16 protein-coding genes are annotated in these 20,467 nt (G+C 64.6%); 4 read left to right on the top strand and 12 right to left on the bottom strand.

Annotated features, from left to right (window positions below; genetic code table 11):
- The 8 genes from ACX93L_RS00435 to speB form a co-directional block, all read right to left on the bottom strand.
- A complete protein-coding gene (locus tag ACX93L_RS00435; protein WP_459403022.1) occupies positions 1-2,046 on the bottom strand; it encodes a hypothetical protein in 2,046 nt (681 codons plus the stop codon).
- Positions 2,043-4,337, bottom strand: a complete 2,295-nt coding sequence (locus ACX93L_RS00430) for a cellulose biosynthesis cyclic di-GMP-binding regulatory protein BcsB (protein ID WP_459403021.1) — start codon at positions 4,335-4,337, stop codon at positions 2,043-2,045. The genes ACX93L_RS00435 and ACX93L_RS00430 overlap by 4 nt, the downstream gene beginning before the upstream one ends.
- The gene (bcsA, locus tag ACX93L_RS00425) at positions 4,330-6,591 is read right to left on the bottom strand and encodes a UDP-forming cellulose synthase catalytic subunit (RefSeq protein ID WP_459403020.1); all 2,262 of its coding nucleotides are present in this window, start codon (positions 6,589-6,591) and stop codon (positions 4,330-4,332) included. Before bcsA ends, ACX93L_RS00430 begins: the two co-directional genes overlap by 8 nt.
- Positions 6,592-6,898: 307 nt before the next feature.
- Positions 6,899-7,699: an ABC transporter permease gene (locus ACX93L_RS00420; RefSeq protein WP_459403019.1), complete on the bottom strand. Its 801-nt coding sequence runs from the start codon at positions 7,697-7,699 to the stop codon at positions 6,899-6,901.
- Complete coding sequence (locus ACX93L_RS00415; RefSeq protein WP_459403018.1) at positions 7,696-8,550, bottom strand: ABC transporter permease; 855 nt, start codon at positions 8,548-8,550, stop codon at positions 7,696-7,698. The genes ACX93L_RS00420 and ACX93L_RS00415 overlap by 4 nt, the downstream gene beginning before the upstream one ends.
- Positions 8,547-9,575: an ABC transporter ATP-binding protein gene (locus ACX93L_RS00410; RefSeq protein WP_459403017.1), complete on the bottom strand. Its 1,029-nt coding sequence runs from the start codon at positions 9,573-9,575 to the stop codon at positions 8,547-8,549. The genes ACX93L_RS00415 and ACX93L_RS00410 overlap by 4 nt, the downstream gene beginning before the upstream one ends.
- A gap of 273 nt (positions 9,576-9,848) precedes the next feature.
- Positions 9,849-10,937 (bottom strand): ABC transporter substrate-binding protein, encoded by a 1,089-nt coding sequence (locus tag ACX93L_RS00405; protein ID WP_169595041.1) that lies wholly within the window; start codon positions 10,935-10,937, stop codon positions 9,849-9,851.
- 84 nt (positions 10,938-11,021) lie between these two features.
- Complete coding sequence (gene speB / locus ACX93L_RS00400) at positions 11,022-12,077, bottom strand: agmatinase (RefSeq protein WP_459403016.1); 1,056 nt, start codon at positions 12,075-12,077, stop codon at positions 11,022-11,024.
- A 170-nt stretch (positions 12,078-12,247) separates the two neighbouring features.
- Here speB and gcvA point away from each other — a divergent pair, with 170 nt between their 5' ends.
- The 3 genes from gcvA to ACX93L_RS00385 are packed head-to-tail and all read left to right on the top strand — an operon-like array spanning position 12,248 to position 15,698.
- Entirely contained in the window at positions 12,248-13,246 is a 999-nt protein-coding gene (gene gcvA / locus ACX93L_RS00395) for a transcriptional regulator GcvA (RefSeq protein ID WP_459403015.1), read from the top strand.
- 33 nt (positions 13,247-13,279) lie between these two features.
- On the top strand, positions 13,280-14,455 hold the full coding sequence (locus ACX93L_RS00390) for an aminotransferase (RefSeq protein WP_459403014.1): 1,176 nt from the start codon (positions 13,280-13,282) through the stop codon (positions 14,453-14,455).
- 25 nt (positions 14,456-14,480) lie between these two features.
- A complete protein-coding gene (locus ACX93L_RS00385) occupies positions 14,481-15,698 on the top strand; it encodes a TIGR03862 family flavoprotein (RefSeq protein ID WP_459403013.1) in 1,218 nt (405 codons plus the stop codon).
- A 24-nt stretch (positions 15,699-15,722) separates the two neighbouring features.
- On the opposite strand, the gene ACX93L_RS00380 is transcribed toward ACX93L_RS00385, so the two are convergent.
- Genes ACX93L_RS00380 through ACX93L_RS00365 form a run of 4 tightly spaced genes read right to left on the bottom strand, consistent with a single transcriptional unit; the run spans position 15,723 to position 19,247 of the window.
- Positions 15,723-16,520: a 3-methyl-2-oxobutanoate hydroxymethyltransferase gene (locus ACX93L_RS00380; RefSeq protein ID WP_459403012.1), complete on the bottom strand. Its 798-nt coding sequence runs from the start codon at positions 16,518-16,520 to the stop codon at positions 15,723-15,725.
- A gap of 46 nt (positions 16,521-16,566) precedes the next feature.
- The gene (locus ACX93L_RS00375; RefSeq protein ID WP_459403011.1) at positions 16,567-17,796 is read right to left on the bottom strand and encodes an NAD(P)/FAD-dependent oxidoreductase; all 1,230 of its coding nucleotides are present in this window, start codon (positions 17,794-17,796) and stop codon (positions 16,567-16,569) included.
- 5 nt (positions 17,797-17,801) lie between these two features.
- Positions 17,802-18,119: a MocE family 2Fe-2S type ferredoxin gene (locus tag ACX93L_RS00370; protein WP_459403010.1), complete on the bottom strand. Its 318-nt coding sequence runs from the start codon at positions 18,117-18,119 to the stop codon at positions 17,802-17,804.
- A 24-nt stretch (positions 18,120-18,143) separates the two neighbouring features.
- A complete protein-coding gene (locus tag ACX93L_RS00365) occupies positions 18,144-19,247 on the bottom strand; it encodes a fatty acid desaturase family protein (protein WP_459403009.1) in 1,104 nt (367 codons plus the stop codon).
- 130 nt (positions 19,248-19,377) lie between these two features.
- Between ACX93L_RS00365 and ACX93L_RS00360 the strand changes: the two genes are divergently transcribed.
- Complete coding sequence (locus tag ACX93L_RS00360) at positions 19,378-20,430, top strand: LacI family DNA-binding transcriptional regulator (RefSeq protein ID WP_459404112.1); 1,053 nt, start codon at positions 19,378-19,380, stop codon at positions 20,428-20,430.
- Positions 20,431-20,467: the final 37 nt, after the last annotated feature.

Raw genomic sequence — 20,467 nt, 5'->3', positions numbered from 1 at the left:
TCAGCCTCCAAGTCTTTCGCGGATGATCGCAAGCGCACGCCGGTTGGCAGAATCGCTCATCACCATGTCCGCACGTTCGAACAGTTTGCGCGCCTCTGCCAGATGACCAAGGTGATAATGCGACCAGGCCCGCATCTGCGTGATGCCGCCGGTTTCTGGTGCGATCTGGAAACGGGCGTTCAAAGCATCGAGCGTCTGCTGATAGCGGCCGGCATCGAACGAGGCGCGGGCCTGCTGCCAATAGATCTCGGCGCGAAGTTCCTTGTCCCGTTTCGCACTCATCGGATAGGCGCCGACAATCGTGCTGGCCTCACCCGTGAGTCCTGTGCGCAGCAGCGTGAGCGACAGGCCGTAGGCCGCATCTTCGCCCGCCTGGCCCTTGCCGTGCAATGCGACCAGAAAGGCGCCGCGTGCCTCGGTCAGGTGGTTGAGCTCCAGATGGCACCAGCCCTTGACCAGCGAGGCATTGGCATCGAGCGAACCGGCAGCTTCTCTAACCCGAAGCTTGTCGATGCAGTCGCCGAAACGCTTGGCCCTGAAGGCGGCCAGATAGTCGGCCTCGCGCACTGGCACGGCGCTGGCGACATCGCTTCGGCCGCGGCCCGACGGCGCAACCGCGCTCTTCAGTGCCTCGAACACCTGCGGATAGACACTTGCATACTGTTCGCGCAGCGCCTTCACGCCGGCCTTGTCACCGCCCTGCTGGCGGGCAAGCAGCAGCCCCTTCAGGCTGTCCGGTCCCTTTTCCCATTCGAACGACTTTTCGAACCAGGCCTCGGCGGGGGCGAACTGGCGTGAATTGTAGGCATACCAGCCGATCACCTCGGCATGCTTGGCGGCATGGGAAGACTGGATCGCCGTGGCATAGGCCGCAACCACCGCCGCATCAATGTCCCCGAGTTCAGGCTTGCCGAAACGCGGCGAAAGGGCCGCCATGACGAAATCACCATCGGCGGCAATCAGCGCCAGATGGCGAACGGCAAGCGCGTAGGCGGCCTCCGCCTTGTTCTGTGCGGAAAGCGCCGAGTAGAGGCCCTGCACGGTCTCGATGGTCGGTTCGATGTCGACGGCGCGGCCGAACCAGTTCTCGGCCAAGATCGGCTGACCGGTCTTCAGGCGATACCAACCCAGAAGGCCGAAATCTGCCGTAGACTTCGCATCCATCGCGGCCTTTTCGAGCGCGGCCACCTCTCCGTCCGAAACCTTTTCTGTCTCTGTGGACGCATTGGTGTATTCGGCGACTTCGCGCCGCACCAGATCGAGGCGCAGCGGCTCGAGCCGGGCCGCCATGGTGAGAGAACCTGCCGAGAACTGCTCGATCGCGGCCTTCAGGTCGACGACCGGAAAGTCGTTGAGCGCCTTCTGCAGGGTGGTGACGAGGATATCGTCGGAGAGCCGGCGATCGCCTTCCCGCATCAGGATGCCCCGATACACGGTGACCATCGGCGCGCTCATGTTCTTCTCGCGATAGGCGTCGAGAAGGTGCCAGAGCAGGTCGATCTCGGTCTCCGTCGTCGGGTCCAGCGCACCGGCCGCCGCGATGACACCGTCCCAGCTATGGGCAGACGCGGCATCCTCGATCGACTGGCGCAGCTTGCGGCGCTCGAGCTTGACGGTAAAGTCTTCCGAGGGCTGCCAGCCGGCATTGGCCGCGGCAAGCCGGGCAAGCTCGGTTTCGATCCCGGCAAAATCGCCCTTCTCGTACAGAGCCCAGAGCGGGGCCTCGTCCACCTTGGGTCCGGTGTCCTGCGCATAGAGGTCCGAGGGCGGGGCGAAACCCGGATACTTGGCCTGCAGCCGCTGGGTTTCGGCCTCGACGCGGCGCACCTCACCTTCCTTGGCGTAGTAGTAGAGGGCGGCGAGTTCCACGGCATCGGGACCGGCCGGCACTGACGCTGAAGGCGTGGCAGCGGCGACGCTTGCCGGCGCAGGTTCGCCAGCGTCGAAAAGCGACGAGGTCGACCCGGCGATCGCGGGTGCCGCAATCGGCAGGGTCAGAACCGAGGTGAAGAGGGCGATGCAAAGGGTTTGGCGGTGGTTCGTCACAGGTCCGTCCTCACGCCCTTGCGGGGAATGGTCATGCCGAGCCAGAAGCCGAAGCCGCCGAGCAATGCCAGCACCAGGCCCACATAGACCTTGAAATTGTCGGAGAGCCAGGCTGCGGCCAGGCGCCGGAGGTTCGAGAAGCTGGCGTCGGCGATCGGCGCGAAGACATAGGCGTCCGGCATGCGGATGACGAGATCGTCGCCCGAACCGTGCAGCGTGGCGCTGCCGCCGTTGAGCCGCTGCCAGATCGCCGGGTCGGTGAGCTTGCCCACGCCGGTTTCGAGCGCCTCGGGCGTTGCGGCAGAAACGGTCGTCCAGACCCCGTCTCCGAGCGGTGCGGGCTCCTGCGAAACCTCAAGCAAGACGTTCTTTTCGCCGCCGGTGCGCGGCGCCTCGACCGTATCCTGGTATTTCAGCCAGCGCCCGATGACCGTCGATGCCTTCGACAGGAAGACAAGCGTCTTCGTCCGCCAGGATATCTGGTCGTCGTCAAGCGCGGTGCTGGCCTCGAAAGCACTGAGCAGGGCTTCCGACTGGCCGCTCAACTGTCCCTCGTCGCCGGCAGCGGGACGAACGGATGCCGTCTCGATGGGGTCGACGAGGGGACCGTCGCCGGGGGTACCGAGACGCGCCGACTTGTGAGCGGCAACCGAAGCCGTACTGACAATCAGGGCGTTGCGCCCCGATGCCTGCTCCGCCTCACCAACGGCAAGCACGGCCTGAAGCGGCTTGCGCGCAGTCAGCGACAGGCGGCCCACCAGCGTCAGGGCCGAGCCGATGGTGGCTTCGTCGGCGCGATCGACCACCAGGTCGAAGGCCTTGCCGTCGTTGAACGGATAGGCAGTGCCTGCAAGCGCTGCCAGATCCGGGGACTTGCCGATATGGGCAAGCGCCGGAATAGTGAAAGAGGAATCCTCCAGCAGCACGAAGCGCGGCTTGGCCCCGCCGGTCTGGCCGGGTTCGCACGCCGCATCGCCCACAACAGGAAGCTCGGCCAGAACCTCGACCGTATTGAGCCCCGCATGGAAGGCCCTGAGCGGAAGGCGGATGCGGCGGCCGTCGAAACGCTGGCCCTCCTCGCTGTAGAGGATGTGGCTCGTCACCGCGCGATCATTAACCCGGAGGATCAGCTGTGCACCCGGGGCGAGCCCTGGCGCGGTGGCAGCGATCAGATTGAAGTCAACCGTGCCGTAGTCGCCGGGATAGAAGTCGCCCGGCATCTCGATCTCGAAACGGGTACGGAACAGCCGGCCGGAGAAGGATTCCGCACGGTAACCGGTATCACCCAGACTGAAGGTTTCCGTGGTGCTGGCGGAGATCGGCCCCACCGAGCGATCGAGCAAGCCCTGCTGCAGCCCATCGCGCATCGGCCCCTGGGCCGCCTGGGCAAGGGCTGCGGCCACCGCCTGCTCGTCTGCGGCGCGCAGGACAACGGCCGCACGTCCGGATGAAGCACCCTTGCGGACGGAAAGACCGAGCGGCGCCGACGAAAGGATCCCGCGCGCGGCATCCGTCTGCGGCATTCCCTGGACCTCGCCGGCATAGACATCGATCCCCGGCCCCCCGCCCGGCAACTCGCCGACCGATACCCTGACTTCCGCGCGATTGAGGAAGAGGGTCAGGGTTTCGACCAGGGGAAGCGCACGACGCGCGACGGCCTCGGCCTGCCCGGCCGGGGCGACCAGCCGGATCTCCGTCACGCCGTCGGCCTTGCGCCCCACCGAGAGGAGATCGTCGAAGGTCGAGAACGCGATCGGGGCGGCCGAGACGAAACCGCTCTTCTGCGGATCGATCTCGGTCCAGAGCTCGTAGGTCGCAGCCAGCGAGCAGTCGACACGGTGATGCTGGCGGGCACGGAGGCGCAGGTCGTTGCGCCCGACCTTCAGCATGTCGGCCGGAACGACGGTGTCCTCGATGCGGACGCCGTCCGGCGAGCGGATCGCGATCGATCCGGCGGCGTGGCCGTTCACTTCAAGATCGAGCACCGCGTCGTCCGGCAGGATCGATACCGCATTGTTGTAGGCGATCCGGATCTTGCCGCCGGCACGGACCTGATCCGGCGAAAGGAAATAGGACAGCTGACGGCTGTCGTCCTCGCCGGTCAGGCGAAGCTCATGGCGCGTCTGGACGAAGGGGATCACAGCTACACCCGAGGGGGAGGACTGCGTCGCCACTTCGGTCTGAGATGCCGCCGGCAACAGGGAAAGGTTCGCATTCTCGGCGGCGCCGCCTGCCGGAGCGGCCAACATCATAAGAAGCCCGATTGCGGTCATGGTGCGCAGATCAGCCATAGATCATGCCTCCGGCAACAGGTGAGACACCAACGTCGTTGGCGACGAGCGCATCGAGCTGGGCATGGCGCGGGAGGATCTGCAGCGGGGCGTCGCCGAACGACTTTTCGGTCTGCTCCCGCACCAATCCGCCGGCATACTGCAAGGCACGAAGCGTCTCGGTGATCGTCCAGCGGGCGAAACGAAGCGTTCCGACGAACATGCCCTGCCGCTTCTGCCGGTGGGTCAGGCGATCCTGCAGGACCGACTGGTCGGCATACATGATCTCGGCAATCGCCATGAAGGTATCGGCCGTGCGGCGCGCATAGGCGAAACCGTAGAGCGTCTCATCCTGGCGCTTGCTGACGCCGCGGCACACCACGTCGAGCGGCATGACCTGACCGCCACGGCGCAGTTCGATACGCGCCTCGCCGCCGGCGGCAAGAGCGTCCGGCGCGCGGCCGTCGACGAACTGTATCGACATGCCGCCACTCGAAACGTCGCGCACGATGATGTCGTGCAGGCATTCTCCGACGCGCAGCAGTGCGTGGCGCTTGACCTGCAGGCGATGATTGCGGCGACGCTCGCGACGTTCCGAGACCACACCGAGCGCGGCCCCGGCGATACCGAGATTGATGGTGTTCCACCCCGCCACGATCAGGAGCAGCTCGGAGGGCATCGGCTCGGTCATGTAGCGCCAGATCGCATAACAGGTGGCGCCCAGCAGCAGGAAGAAGATCGCGAAATACGGTCGTGCCAGCGGCGATAGCTTGCTCTCCTCCAGCGTTTGCCCCTTCGCGGTGACGTTGAAGGTCGGCTTGCGCGGATTGCGCACGACCGAAACGATCGAGCCGAACAGGAGCACCGACTGGACGTATTCGTAGAGCTCCGAGATCCACGGCCAGCGCACCCGGCCGTAGAGATAGCTCTGCAGCGCGAAGGACGAGACCAGGTAGGTAATGGAATAGAGGCCGAATTCGATGATGTTGGCCTGGAAGATCTCCAGCGAGAAGAAAATGTAGAGAAGCGGCGCGAACATGAAGACGAGCCGCGACAGCGGAAAGAGCCAGAACAGGTTGGTGCCGGCATAGCAGATGCGCTGCGCCATCGTCAGGCCGCGCGCGAGGAACGGGCGGTTGAGGATGAGGACCTGCAGCATGCCCTGGCTCCAGCGGGCGCGTTGGCCGATGAAGGAAACGAAGGTTTCCGGCTGCAGCCCGGCGATCAGCGGCTTGTCGACATAGACGCTGTGCCAGCCGCGGCTGTGCAGCGAAAGCGCGGTCTCGCAGTCCTCGGTGATCGACTGGCCGGAAAAGCCGTCGGTTTCGAGCAGTGCCTTGCGGCTCAGCACGGCGGCGGAACCGCAGAAGAACGAGGCGTCCCACTTGTCGAGGCCGCACTGGACGACCGAATAGAACATCTCGTTCTCGGACGGCATGCGGGCGAAGGTCTCGAGGTTCTTCTCGAGCGGGTCCGGATTGAGGAAGAAGTGCGGGGTCTGGACGAGGAAGAGCTTCTCATTCTCTCGGAAATAGCCGACCGTCTCGTTCAGGAAGTCGCGAACCGGCGCATGGTCGGCGTCGAAAACGACGACCAGCTCTCCGGACGAGATCGAAAGCCCGGCATTGAGGTTGCCGGCCTTGGCGTGGCTGTTTTCCCGGCGGGCGTGGTAGCGCACGTCCATCGCTTCGCAGAGCGCCGAAAGCTGCTCGCGGCGCGAACGGGCGGCAAGCGAGACGCGCGGGTCGCGGTGATTGCACTTGGCGTCGGTGCCGCCGTCGTCAAGCAGATAGACGGTCAGCTTGTCCTTCGGATAGGCCATCGATTTGGCCGCGGCGAGCGTCATCGCCAGCAGTTCCGGGTCCTCGTTGTAGGACGGAATGAACACGTCGACGGTTGGGTACTCGGACGCGGAGAGCCGCGGGGCCGAATTGCGCTTCAGCGGATCGGCCAGCATGAAGAAGCTGACGGCCAGCATCACCAGGCAGTACATTTCGGCACAGTAGAGGATGATGCCGGGAACGAAATTCTGCGGTTCGGAGAAGTTGGGCAGCGTCTCTGTCGTACGCCAGAACGCATAGCGCAGCGCCAGCACGGCGACGAAGACAAAGGTCAGAATCCGGAAGGATTTGATCTCGGGACGGCTCATGAAGAAGAACATGAGGCCGAGAACGGCAACGCTCAAAACGAGCTGTGCCTGAAGGCTCACGGGGAGCCACAACAAAAACAAGCCTAGCACGCCTGCAATGATCGCAGGCCATTTCGCGCACTTCATGTGCCCCATTCCCCATTTTTCATCGCCCGCCACGTCATGTGCGGAGTTCCGACTGGAACAGGGGGAGCGTTAGATCTCAGTCCTCAACGAATTACTAAAATCGGTCGAAGTTGAAAGGTCACCCGTGCCGATGGTTAAATTCGGGTAAATAGCACGCCCGCAGAATTCACATTAACGAAACAGCAATACTTTCAGGCCGCACTCTCGATCAACGTGTTGTTTTCATTACAGCACCACGAAAAGCAAAACCTCCCCGCGTTTCCCCGGGGAGGTCCTGAAGTGTCACGAAACGGGACGACCGGCTCTGTTATCGGTCGTCGGCCGCCATGGCGCCCAAAAGCTTTGGCAGATCGCCAAAACGGGCGACGAGACCGAAGACGATGCCGGCGACGACGACGAACAGGATCGACACCGACGCCATCACCGGCGTGTAGCCGTAGCGCAGCGCGTTGAAGATCTTGATCGGCAGCGTCTCCATGGTGAAGCCGACCGTCATGTAGGCGACGATGTATTCGTTGAGCGACAGCACGAAGGCGAACGCATAACCCGACACCAGATAGGGCCGGATGAGCGGCAGGACGACGGTGCGGAACACGGTCCGATCGTCAGCGCCCATGGTGCAGGCCGCCTCGACCAGCGACCGGTCGATCGCGGAAAAGCCGAGCGACAGGGTGACGAGCGGCAGCGTCACGAAGAAGATCGCGTGGCCGATGACCGCCGTCCAGGGCTGACCGTAGAAGCCGGTCGTCGCCCAGAAGGTCAAAAGACCGAGCGCGGTGATGACCGGCGGAAGGGTGAACGGCGCAATGCCCAGCACCTGGAAGATGTTCGCCCAGGGCGCGAGACGCCGCCACAGGAACCAGGAAAGCGGAAGGGCGATCAGCACAGCAAGGGCAGCCGAGGCCAGCGCCAGCACGACCGAGGCGAACAAGGCGGAACGCCAGCCCGGATCGGTGAAGATCGCGCCATACCACGCCAGTGAAAAGCCCTCCGGTGGGAAGGTCAGGCTCTGCTTCTCGTTGACCGATACGCCGGCAACGACGACGATCGGAGCGGCGAGAAAAATGCCGATCAGGAGGAAGTAGAAACGCGTCAGCAAGGTGTTCATGCCGCTTCTCCCTTCCGGCCGACGAAGAGCGTGAGAGCCACCATGCCGAGCGTGACGAGCACGAGGAACACCGCCATCGCGGCCGCGAACGGCATGTTCGACTGGTAGATTGCCTGGTCGGTGATCAGCACCGACAACGTCCAGTGCTGCGGCCGTCCGAGGATCTGCGGCAAGAGGTAGGAGCCGAGCGCGAAGATGAAGACCATGATCAGCGTCGCGAGGATCGTGTTGCGCAGGGCCGGAGCGACGACAGTGAAGAAGGCGCGCAGCGGCGAGGCGCCGAGCGTGCGGGCCGCCTCCGTCAGCGTCGGGTCGAGGCGGACGAGCGCGGGATAGAGCACCAGCACGGTATAGGGCAGCGCCTGATAGGTCATGCCGGTCAGCACCGCCGCGAAGTTCGGCATCAGCGCCACCGGCTTTTCCATGAGCCCGATCATCACCAGAAGATTGGTAATGCCGGCGGTGCGGGAAAACAGCGTCGACCAGGCGAAGCCGATGATGACTTCCGACAGCGACAGCACCGAGAGCAGCGCCACCAGCCAGACGACCTGGGCTTTTCGCGACATGCGGGTGAGCAGGTAGGTGAACGGCAGGCCGAGCGCCACGCAGACGGCAGCGACCGCGATCGCCAGCATCAGCGAGAAGCCGAGCACGCCGGCGAAGAACATCGACAGGAAGCGGGCATAGTTGTCGAACACGAAGGCCGGCGAGTAGAAGCCGGCGGGATCGCGCTGGAAGAAGCTGACGGCGATCATCGTGCCGAAGGGCACGACGAAGAACAGGATCAGCATGCCCGCCGGAAAGGCGAGCGGCGCATAGTCGAGCGCGGTCTTGGGCGGTTCGCGTCTCATGCGGCGAGCACCACGGCGGTCTGCGGATCGATCACGAGGCCGACCTCCTGGCCAACGCTGACGACCGGACGTTCGCGCGGGGTCGAGACCGCGATCACCTCGGTGCCGCGCACGTCTATGAAGGTCTCGATAGTGCCACCAAGGTCTCGGATGAAGGTGACGCGGCCCGAAAGACGCCCTTCACCAGGCGCCGACAGATGGATGTCTTCCGGCCGGACCGAAAGGCTGCAGGCCGCCTGGTCTGCCGAGATGCCCTCGACCGCCTGGCCGAGAATCAGCGTGCGGCCGCTTTCGACGGTCACCGGCAGGAGATTGGTCGAGCCGATGAAGTCAGCGACGAACCGGTCGGCCGGCTTGCGGTAGATCTCGATCGGGCTCGCGGCCTGGCGGATCTTGCCGCCGTTCATCACGACAACGGTGTCGGCCATGGTCATGGCTTCGCGCTGGTCGTGGGTGACGACGATGGTGGTGATGCCCAGTTGCTGCTGCAGCTTGCGAAGTTCGACCTGCATCGCCTCGCGCAGCTTGGCGTCGAGGGCCGAGAGCGGCTCGTCGAGCAGGAAAAGCTTCGGCGATATGGCCAGCGCACGGGCAATCGCCACGCGCTGGCGCTGGCCGCCCGACAGCTTGGTGACGGGGCGGTCGGCATAACCCGGCAGATGGATCATCGCCAGCAGTTCCTCGACACGCTTGACCTGTGCCTCGCGCCCGATGCCGCGAATGCGCAGCGGATAGGCGATGTTCTCACCGACGGTCAGGTGCGGGAAGAGCGCCAGCGACTGGAAAACCATGCCGAGATTGCGCTTGTGGGTCGGAACCTCGGTGATGTCCGCACCGTCGAGCACGATCGAGCCGCCGGTCGGCTGCTCAAGACCGGCGATCATCCGCAGCAGGGTCGTCTTGCCGCAGCCCGACGGGCCGAGCAGACACACGAAGCGCCCTTCCGGCACCGAGAGCTGCGCCTGATCCACGGCCGTGAAGGGTCCGAATTGCTTGGTGACACCGTTGAGGATGAGTCCGGACATTCTGTCTCCGAAAGAAAAAGGTAATGGGGTCTTCGTCCCTGTCTGCCCCGGCCGCGACATCCCATCAAGGGTTTGATTGTCGCGCACTCTTGCCCGGGGCTCAAGCGGGATCGTTGGTCCGCTATCAAGGCGGGCACACAAGAGAATTGCCCCTGATACGCCCTGCCGGGCACCTTCTCCCCGTTAAAACGGGGAGAAGAAGACTTGCCGCACCGCGTCCGTCCCCTCTCCCGCAAGCGGAGAGAGGGTCAGGGTGAGGGGCTTTCTCCAGTATCAGCCGACGATCAGCTCGGTCCACTTCTGGTTCAACCAGTCCGACTTGGTCTGGTAGAGGTCGTAGCGCGGGGTGATCGGCTCGATGTCGGAGGACACGGCGGCGAATTCCTCGGCCGTCAGGTCGAGCAGTTCGCGCTTGACGGTCGGCGCGGTGCCGACCTTGCGCGACAGCGTCGCCTGGATCGACGGCTGGCACATGTAGTCGATGAAGACATGGGCTTCCTCGACCTTGGTCGAGGCGCGCGACAGGGCCCAGCAGCCGGAATCCTGGATGCCACCTTCCTTCGGGAAGGTCGAGCGGACCGGGTGGCCGTCGGCGGCAGCAAGGCCGGTGACGTCGTGGTAGTACTGGCCCATCGGGATTTCGCCCGACTTCAGCGCCTGCTCGAACTGGGCTTCGTCACGATACCAGAGGCGCACATTCGGCTTCACTTCGGCGAGCTTTTCGAAAACCTTGAGGATGCCCTCTTCGGTGTCGAGGGCATTGGTGCCGCCGAAATGGGTCTTGGCGGTCACTTCCAGCAAGAAGGAGTTGGAAACCAGGGCCAGAAGGCCGAGCTTGTCGGCATTTGCCGGATCCCAGAGCGCTGCCCACGAGGTCGGGGCTTCCTTGTAGACGTCGGTGTTGGTGACGAGCGTGATGTACCAGGCAACGGCGCCGATGCCGGCGATGCGGCCATCCGGATACTTGTTGACGAAACGGTCGATCAGGTTCGAGGCGTTCTTGATCTTGGCGGTGTCGAGCGGTGCCCAGAGTTCGGTCGACTGGCCCTTCAGCATCGAGACCTGGGACATCATCGACAGGTCGGCCGGAGCCTGGCCGGCCTTGGCGGCCTGCTCGAGCTGCACGAGCCAGGCTTCACCGGTCGGCTCCGCGACGGATTCGATGGCGATGCCGGTCGCCTTGGTGAATTCGGGGAAGATGTTCTTGTCGAAGGAATCCTTGAAGTAGCCGCCATAGACGCCGACCTTCAGCGACTTGTCCTGGGCGCGCAGGATCGACGGCATGGCGAGCATGCCGGCACCGGCAAGCGAACCGGCCAGCACGCCGCGGCGGCTGACGGAAGTATTGAGGATTTTTTTCATGGTCCTGTTCCCTTGTCTTCGTTGGTTGTCATGAAGTGCAGTCCGCGAGCGGGATAACCCCGCCGCGGACAAAATGCCAGTCGCTCAGCGGCCCTTGATCGCCGGACTATAGACCATCAGGCTCAGGATTTCGAAGAGAACCTGAGCGCCGGCATGGGCCGTGTTGTTGGTCGCATCATACTGGGGCGCCACCTCGACGACATCGCCGCCGACGAGGTTGATTCCCTTGAGCCCACGGATGAGTTCGAGCACTTCGCGCGACGAGAGGCCGCCGATTTCCGGTGTTCCTGTGCCGGGCGCGATGCTCGGATCGAGGCTGTCGATGTCGAAGGAGAGATAGGTCGGGCCGTCGCCGATCACCTTTTTCGCCTTCTCGATGATCGCCGAAATGCCGAGACCGGTGATCTCTTCGGCATGGATGACCGTCATGCCGGACTCGTAGGAGAATTCCCACAGATATTCGGCCGGGCCGCGAATACCGATCTGGATGGTGCGGGTCGGATCGAGCACGCCGTCAAGCACCGCGTTGCGGAAGGGGCCGCCGTGATGGAACTTGGTCTGGTCGAAGGCACCGCCGGTGTCGCAGTGAGCGTCGATGTGGATCATGCCGACCGGGCCATGCTTCTTGGCCACGGCCTTCATGATCGGGTGGGTGATCGAATGGTCGCCACCGACCGACAGCGGCAGAATGCCGGCCTCGACGATCTTGGTGTGGTGTTTTTCGATGTCCTCGTGGCTGAGTTCGAGGCGATAGCGGCTGGAGAAGGGAACGTCGCCGATGTCGCCGACCTTGAGGTCAAAGATCGGAGCGCAGTCGAGCACATGGTTGTAGGGACCGATGCGGTCGATGGTGCGAAGCGCCCGCGGCCCGAAGCGCGAGCCGGGGCGATTGGAAACGCCGAGGTCCATCGGCACGCCGACGATCGCCACCTGCAGGTCGCCGAAATCCGGAGCCTTCGGATCGATCGGCCGATGCGGCGCCGACAGGAAGGTCGGCACGCCGGCATAGGGAGCGGCACGCGTGCCATTCGAGAAGATCTTCTCGCCCACCTTGGCGAATTTCGGATCGAAGATTTCCCCGGCCTGGTCACCGCCGAACTTGGCGCGCAGTTCCGAGAGCTTCTTTTCGTCGAACGTCATGATCAATCACCCTCTTCGCATCCGCAGGGCGACGCGCACCAGCGGAGACTGTTTAATCGGCAGATCTCTGGTCTGCCTCTAATCTGAGCATTAACTCGCAACCACTATGGAAAATCAATTCACGATGTTATAGCAATCCCTGTGAGAAAAATTCATAGAGTTTTCGACCAATGTCCAGCCGGCTTCCCCCGCTCAATCCGCTGAGGGCCTTCGAGGCCGCGGCGCGGCGCGGCTCGATCTCGGCCGCGGCACGCGAGCTCAACGTCACCCACGGCGCAGTCAGCCACCAGATCAAGACCCTTGAGGAAACGCTGAAGGCGGCGCTCTTCGAACGCGGCGGCAAGCGCCTCAAGCTGACACCGCAGGGCGCCTTGCTGCTGCCGGCGGTTTCCTCGGCCTTTGACGGCATTGCCGCGGCGACCGCCCTGATGAACCGGCCCTCGACGAGCGGCACGCTGCGCGTCGCCTGTGTTCCGGCGCTGCTTTCCCTCTGGCTGATTCCGCGGATGAATGCCTTCTCCGAACAGTATCCGGAAATCAGCCTCAAACTCTCGTCCAGCAACGACAGCAACCTCATCCACTCGCCCGACGTGGATGTCGCCATCCTCTACGGACCGGGCGGCTGGCGCGACTGCTGGACGAGGCTGTGGAGCACGTTCGAGCTTTTCCCGGTCGTGTCCCCCTCGCTGCTCAATTCCCGGCCATTGCGGTCCGTCCGGGACCTGCGCGATCATGTGCTGCTGCATGGCGACGACGGCCGTGAATGGAACACCTGGCTCGCCGCCGCCGACCAGCTCGACGCGCCGCGCGGGCGCCAGCATTTCATGAGCGACGCCCGGCTTTCGACCGAGGCCGCCCGCCACGGCCAGGGCATCGCGCTCGGCGACAGCATTACAGCATCCAGCCTGATCGCCGCCGGCGAACTCATCATTCCCTTCGATCTTTCGGTGCCGGCCTCCGATGCCTTCTATGTCGCGGCCCGCAACGAGATGCGGGCGGCCCCGATCGTCCGCGTCTTCATCGACTGGATGTTCGCCACGCTGGAGAACGAGCGCAGCTCGCAGATCCGTCCGGCGGTGCGCCAGACGACGCGAAGTCGAACACCTCGCGCCGGCAAGACGGCGCCGATACCAGCAGAACCCGCCTCCGATGCTGCCCTTTCGGCCTGATCCAACCCCTTTGAAACCACACAAGTGAACGACATGCCCGCACCCGCATTCAACGCCCTCGTTTCCCGCCTCTCGCCGCCGCCGGTTCCCTCCGTCTTTGCCTGGGCGCGCGCCTATGGTGGCGCCCGTGGCCCGCTGATCGACCTTTCGCAGGCCGTGCCCGGCTATCCGCCGCATCCCGACCTGCTCGCCTGGCTCGGCGAGGCCGCCGCGTCCCGCGCCTATGCGGGCTACGGACCGATCGAAGGCGAGACGGACCTGCGCACGGCCTATGCCGCCGAGGTCGCGGAGCTCTGCGGGGCACCGGTCACGGCGGATAACATCCACATCACCTCGGGCTGCAACCAGGCCTTCATGGCCGCCGCGATGGCAATCGCCGGCCCCGGCGATGCCGTGGCATTGACCGACCCCTTCTATTTCAACCAGGAAACCACCCTGGCGATGATGGGCATTGAGCGCCGCCTTCTGTGGCTCGACCCGGCAGACGGCTTCGTCCCCGGGATCGACGCGGTCCGCGAGATCCTGGCGACCGGCGTCAAGGCGCTGGCCCTCGTATCGCCCAACAATCCGACCGGCGCGATCTATCCGGCAGGCCTGCTGCGCGAGATCTTCGATGCCTGCCGCACGGTCGGCGCCTGGCTGATCCTCGACGAGACCTATCGCGACTTCCTGCCCGAAGGACAAAGGCCCCACGACCTCCTGTCCGTGCCGAGATGGGAAGACAACCTGATCCTGCTCTACTCCTTCTCCAAATCCTTCTGCATTCCGGGCCACCGCCTGGGCGCCGTGACCGCCGGCAGGCAAGCCGTTGCCCAGATCGCCAAGGTCATGGACAACCTGCAGATCTGCGCGCCGCGTGCACCGCAGGCCGCCGTTGCCCGCGCAATCCCGGCACTCAAGGAATGGCGCGACGCCAACCGCGCCGAGATCGTCCGCCGCGCCGATACGCTGAAGGACGTCATGGCCCGGCTTCCGGCCTGGCAGATGGATTCACTCGGCGCCTATTTCGCCTTCATCCGCCACCCCTTCGCCGGAACGCCGTCCGCGGTCGTGGCGGAAAAGTTGGCGAAAGAGGCCGGCGTCGTCTGCATTCCCGGCGCCTATTTCGGCGAGGGCCAGGAAAACTACCTGCGCTTCGCCTTCGCCAATGCCGACAGCACGACCATCGCCTCGCTCGCCGACAGGCTCGCCGGCTTCACCCTCGATTGAGCGCCGGCAGGCGATGAAGGGCAAAATGACGACCAGGCGTATTGCAATCATCGGCGGCGGACCGGCGGGACTGATGGCGGCCGAGGAACTGTCCCGGGCCGATCATGCCGTGACCGTATACGAAGCCATGCCGACGGTTGCCCGCAAGTTCCTGCTCGCCGGAAAGTCGGGCCTGAACATCACCCATTCCGAGCCCTATGAGCGCTTCGTCACCCGCTACGGCGCGGCCGCGCATTGGCTGCGGCCGATGCTCGACGGCTTCACGCCGGATGATGTGCAGGACTGGACGACCGGGCTCGGAACGGAGACCTTCACCGGTTCCTCGGGACGGGTCTTTCCGACCGTCATGAAGGCCTCGCCGCTGCTGCGCGCGTGGCTGAAGAGGCTGGAGGCTCAAGGGGTGATCATCCTCACCCGCCACCGCTGGATCGGCTTCGACGGCAATGCCTGCCGGATAGCCACGCCTGAGGGGGAACAGACCGTCGAGGCCGACGCCGTGCTGTTGGCACTCGGCGGTGCAAGCTGGCCGAAACTCGGCTCCGACGCGGTCTGGGTTCCGTGGCTGCAGGCGCAGGGCGTCGAGGTCGCCGAATTCCGGCCTGCCAATTGCGGCTTCGACTGCCGGTTCTCCGAGGTTTTCGTCGAACGATTCTCCGGCGAACCGGTCAAGTCGGTGACGGCGACCAGCGCAGCCGGCACGACGCAGGGCGAATTCGTCATCAGCCGGAACGGCATCGAGGGCAGCCTCGTCTACGCGCATGCGGGCGCGCTCCGCGATGCGCTCGCCCGGGACGGCCGGGCGAACCTTACCCTCGACCTCTGCCCAGGACGGACACTCGACAAGCTCGCGCGAGATCTTGGCCGCCAGGATGCCAAGGCGAGCTTCTCCAATCGGCTGCGCAAGGCGACCGGTCTCGACGGAGTGAAGGCAGCCCTGCTCCGGGAGCTTATGCCCGATGCCAATCGCCTCGATGCCGGGTCACTCGCGGAGACGATCAAGGCGCTGCCACTGCCGGTCGCCGGCCCCCGGCCGATCGCCGAGGCGATCTCGTCGGCGGGCGGCATCACGTGGGACAGCGTCGACGAAAACCTGATGCTCAAGGCCCTTCCAGGCACCTTCGTCGCCGGGGAGATGCTGGATTGGGAGGCGCCGACCGGAGGCTACCTGCTCACTGCCTGCCTCGCCAGCGGGAGGAGCGTGGCGCGCGGCATGGAAGCCTGGTTGTCAGGCGGGGGCGCGTGACCCCCGGCCGGCGTTGGTGATCCGTCAGTCCGATCCGAGCCGCTTCAGGAAGTCGGCATACTCCTCGGGCGGCATGGCCACCTCGTGACCGATCTCCGGATAGGCGCCGGAACGCACATCCTCGGCATATTCGGAAAAGGCCGCGATCCGCTCGTTCTGCAGCCGATCGAACTCGGCGGAGAAATTGCGATAGACCTTGGCGTGGCGGGGATAGTGCCCCCGATGCGCGCCGAGCACGTCTTCGGCGAAGAGATACTGTGCGTCGCAGCCGGCCCCGGCCCCCATCGACAGCATCAGCAGCGAGGTACGTTTCGAAATCGCGCTCGCGACCTCGCTCGGCACCACCTCGATCTCGACGGCAAACGCCCCGGCTTCCTCATAGGCCTTGACCTGGCGCCACACCTCCCAGGCGCTGGCCGATGTCTTGCCGACCGCCCGGAAGCCGCCGGTCCAGGTCGCCTTGGAAGGGATCAGCCCGACATGACCGCAGACCGGAATGCCTTCGTCGCGCATGCGCCGCACGGTGGAAAGGCTCGCGGCCGAATAGACCGCATCGCCCCCCGCTTTCAGGGCGGCAAAAGCAGCGCGGATGTACTCCTCGGCCGTGACATAATCACCGTATTCGAGGCCGGGAGAGGTGAAGCAGGTCGGCGCAGCCTCGCGGAAAGCCGGCCCGAGAAGCGAAGGCGGCACGGACAGGAGGTCGATCCCCGCCTTCTCGGCGGCTTCTGCCTCCTCCAGCGTCACCACGCGAAGCATGGTGAGCTGCCGCTTGCCCTTCAGGGACAGGAGGTCGTGAACGGTCGGGCGGCGATTGCGCATGGTCTCTCCGGCGGTCGATGAGATATTGGCCTTCACGCTGCCCGCCTCAGGCGGCGAGCAGCTTCTTGAGCTTGGAGTCCGCAGAGGCAAGCGATGCCGGATCCGGACACGCCCGCACGGCGATCAGCATTTCCGCAAGCCGTATGTCCCGGGCGACCGCATTGCCACGGCCGATGCCGCTTGCGGCGAGCAACCGTCCCTCGGGATCGAGGTGAAAGAGGATGAACGCCTCCTCGCCGAGATCCCGCCGGACCGTGGTCGACGCGCCCTCCGCAAGGCCGGCGATCTGCAAAGTGAGATCGTACTGATCCGACCAGAACCACGGCACGCCAGGTTTTTCGACGCTGTCGCCCAGCATGCTCGCGGCAGCGAGGTGCCCCTGGTCCTGCGCATTGCGCCAGGATTCGAGCCGAACCCGTCTGTCGCCATAGAGTGCCTGCGGAAAGGAACAGCAATCGCCGGCCGCGAAGATCTTCGGATCGGACGTCGCCAGACGCGCGTCGACGGAGATGCCGTTTTCGATTGCAAGCCCGGCCTGTTCGGCAAGGGCAGTATTGGGAATGGCCCCGATGCCGACCACCGCCAGATCGGCCCGGACGATGCTGCCGTCGGCAAGCTGCACCGACACCTCGTCCGGTTCTTCCGCCAGGCTCGCGATCGCCGTGCCGCACAGCACCTTGACGCCCTCCGCCTTGTGCCTCGCCTCGACAACCTCAGCGACCTCGGCCGGAACGCCGCGCGAAAGCAGCCGGGGCTGTCCCTCGATCACCGTCACCTCGGCGCCGAGGCGCCGCGCAGTCGCGGCAAGCTCGAGACCGATAAAGCCGCCACCGATGACGGCGAGCCGCACGCCCGGCACGAGCCGGCTGCGGATGGTCGCCGCATCCTCGTGACTGCGGAGTGTCAGGATACGTTCGCTCCCCTCGGCGACACCCGGCCACGGGCGGGGCCGTGCGCCGGTCGCGAGAAGAAGCCGGTCATAGGCGAGCTCTTCTCCCCCGGAAAGCAGCAAGCGAGATCCCGCACGGTCGATTTTCTCGACCCGCTCGCCGATTATGAGCCGGATGCCGGCGCTGCGGTAATCGTCCCCGGCCGCGATTACCCGGGGCTCCGGCTCGTCGATCAGGGTCTGTTTCGAAAGCGGCGGCCGTTCGTAGGGCGGCAGCAGCTCTTCGCCGACCAGCGTGACGCTACCGGCAAACCCGAGTCCGCGGAGAGCGAAGGCTGCCCTTGCCCCGCAGAGACCGGCACCGACAATGACGATGTGTTCGGTCATGGTCGTCACTCCAGCCCGATAAAGACGTCGCCGGCCTCGACCTTGACCGGATAGGTCTTGAGGTTGACGCAGACCGGGGCGCCCTTGGCCTGACCCGTCTTGTAGCTGAAGCGGCCGTTGTGTTTCGGACACTCGATGATGTCGTCCATCACCAGGCCGTCGGCGAGATGGATCTTCTCGTGGGTGCACAGTCCGTCGGTCGCGAAGAACTCGTCGTCGGGGCTGCGATAGATCGCAAACGTCTGGCCGTTGTGGTCGAAGCGGATGACGTCTTCCTCGTCGACTTCATCGATCGCGCAGGCCCTTACCCAATTGTCGCTCATGGTCTTTTCCTCCCGGGCAATCGATTATTCGGCAGCCGCCGCCACAGGCGTGGCATGGAATTCCTCGCGATACGGCCGCGCCGTCGGCGGCAGCACACGCTTGAGGAAGTAGTCCTCGTTGCAAAGCTGGCGCAGGAAGGTCGGGATCATTTCGCGATAGCCATCGAGCATCGACGGGTTGGCGGCCGGCAGGTCGTGCCTGATCAGCGCGTGCAACTGCGGCAGTGCGTGATACGGCACCATCGGGAACATGTGGTGCTCGACGTGATAGTTCATGTTCCAGTAGATGAACCGGCTGATCGGGTTCATGTAGACGGTCCGGCTGTTCAGCCGGTGGTCGACGACGTTGTCGGCAAGTCCGCCATGCTGCAAGAGGCCGGTCATGACATGATGCCAGGCACCGTAAAGCCGCGGCAGGCCGATCAGCATCAGCGGCAGGATCGAGCCCATGGCGAAGGCGGCGAAAAGCGTGACGGCATAGATCGCCAGCCAGATGCGCGCGGCCGTGACGACCTTGCCCTGCTCCATCTCCGGAATGAACGATTTTTCGGCGGCACTGAGATGGCCGAAGGCGTTGCGGACCATGTCGGTCATCGCATGCCAGGCATCGAGCAGACCGAAGAAGTTGAGGATCAGGCGTGCCAGATCCGGCGGCCGCATGACGGCGATTTCGGGATCGCGACCGACGATCACGGTGTCCGTGTGGTGGCGGGCATGGCTCCAGCGCCAGGTGACCGGATTGCGCATGATCATGAAGCAGGCGATCTGGTAGACGACCTTGTTCATCCACGGGGTCTTGAAAGCCGTACCGTGGCTGCATTCATGCCACCGGCTGTCCGAGGCCGAACCGTAGAGCACGCCATAGGCGAGGAAGAACGGGACGGCGATCCACGAACCCCAGAAATAGATGCCGAGGCCGGCAAACAGCGCCATCGAGCCGAGCCAGATCGCCGTATCGCGAATGGCAGGCCCGTCCGAGCGCTGCATCAGCTCCTTCATCTGCTTGCGCGGAACGTCGGTATGGTACCACTCGGCCGAGGCAAGCCCGATCTCCACGGCCCGCTGCGCATGGCGCCCCGTCAGGCTGTAGTCTCGCTTCGATCCGATTGCCGCTGTCGCTGTCGTCATCGTCATCCTCCTCCAGGCTGGCGCTTTTCAGCTCATCTCACTGCCTCGAAGATAAAAGCACTTTCCTCCTGCAACAATCGGGCTATGATAGTTTCTATCTTTTAGCATCATTTGATGAGTGAAGATCATGATGGATTCAATCAAGAAGTCCCAACGCCGTCGTCCGACGATCAAGGATCTGGCGGAACGGTCCGGTGTCAGCGTGGCGACCATCGACCGGGTATTGAACGGCAGGCTGCCGGTCAGGGAGGAAACGGCACGAAGGGTTTACGAGGCGGCCCGCGAGATCGGCTATCATGCCGCAAGCCTGATCCGGCAGCGCGCCTTTGAGGACCTTCCCCACTACAGGCTGGGTTTCCTGCTGCAGAAGCCGGCCCAGGCCTTCTATCAGAACGTCGAGGCAGGCTTTGCCGAGGCATGCGAGCAGGCGACCACCGCCCGCATCACCAGTCAGATCGAATACACGACAGCCTCGACGCCCGCGGCGATCGGTGAAAAGCTCCGCGCGATGGCGAACCGCTGTCAGGCGATCGCGCTCGTCGCCCCCGACTATCCCGGCATCACGGCCGCGATCGACGAACTCAAGGGCCGCGGCATTCCGGTCTTTTCGCTGCTCTCCGACTTTGCCGCCGGCGTCCGCGAAGGTTATGTCGGACTGAACAACCGCAAAGTCGGGCGCACCGCCGCATGGATGATCGCCAAGGCAGCCACGAAGCCCGGCAAGGTGGCCTGCTTCGTCGGGAGCCACCGCTTCCTGGGCCACGAGATGCGCGAAATCGGCTTCCGCTCCTATTTCCGCGAAAACGCCCCCGGTTTCGAGGTGCTCGAAACGCAGATCAATCTCGACACGCCGGAAATCACCCACGAGGCGGTGCTGAACCTCCTGCAGCAACATCCGGACCTCGTCGGCCTCTACCCTTGCGGCGGCGGCATGGAAGGCGCGATTGCCGCACTGCGCGAGGAAAACTGCGCCGGGCGTGTGGCAGCCGTCGTCAACGAACTGACGCCCGAAAGCCGCGAGGCACTCGCCGACGACATCGTCACGGCCGTCATCGCCACCCCGGTCGCGGCACTCACCGCCGAGACAGTGCGACTGATGATCGGCGCGATCGAACGGGGCGAGGCGAGCATTCCCGGCCAGACCTTCCTGCCCTTCGACCTGCTCATCTCCGAGAACATATGATGATGGATTGCCATCATGCCGGTCCGACTATCTTGCA

This window comes from Rhizobium sp. CAU 1783, from assembly GCF_054551725.1.
The sequence above is the reverse complement of the archived record's forward strand: the minus strand, read 5'-3'. Positions and strand labels throughout refer to the sequence as shown.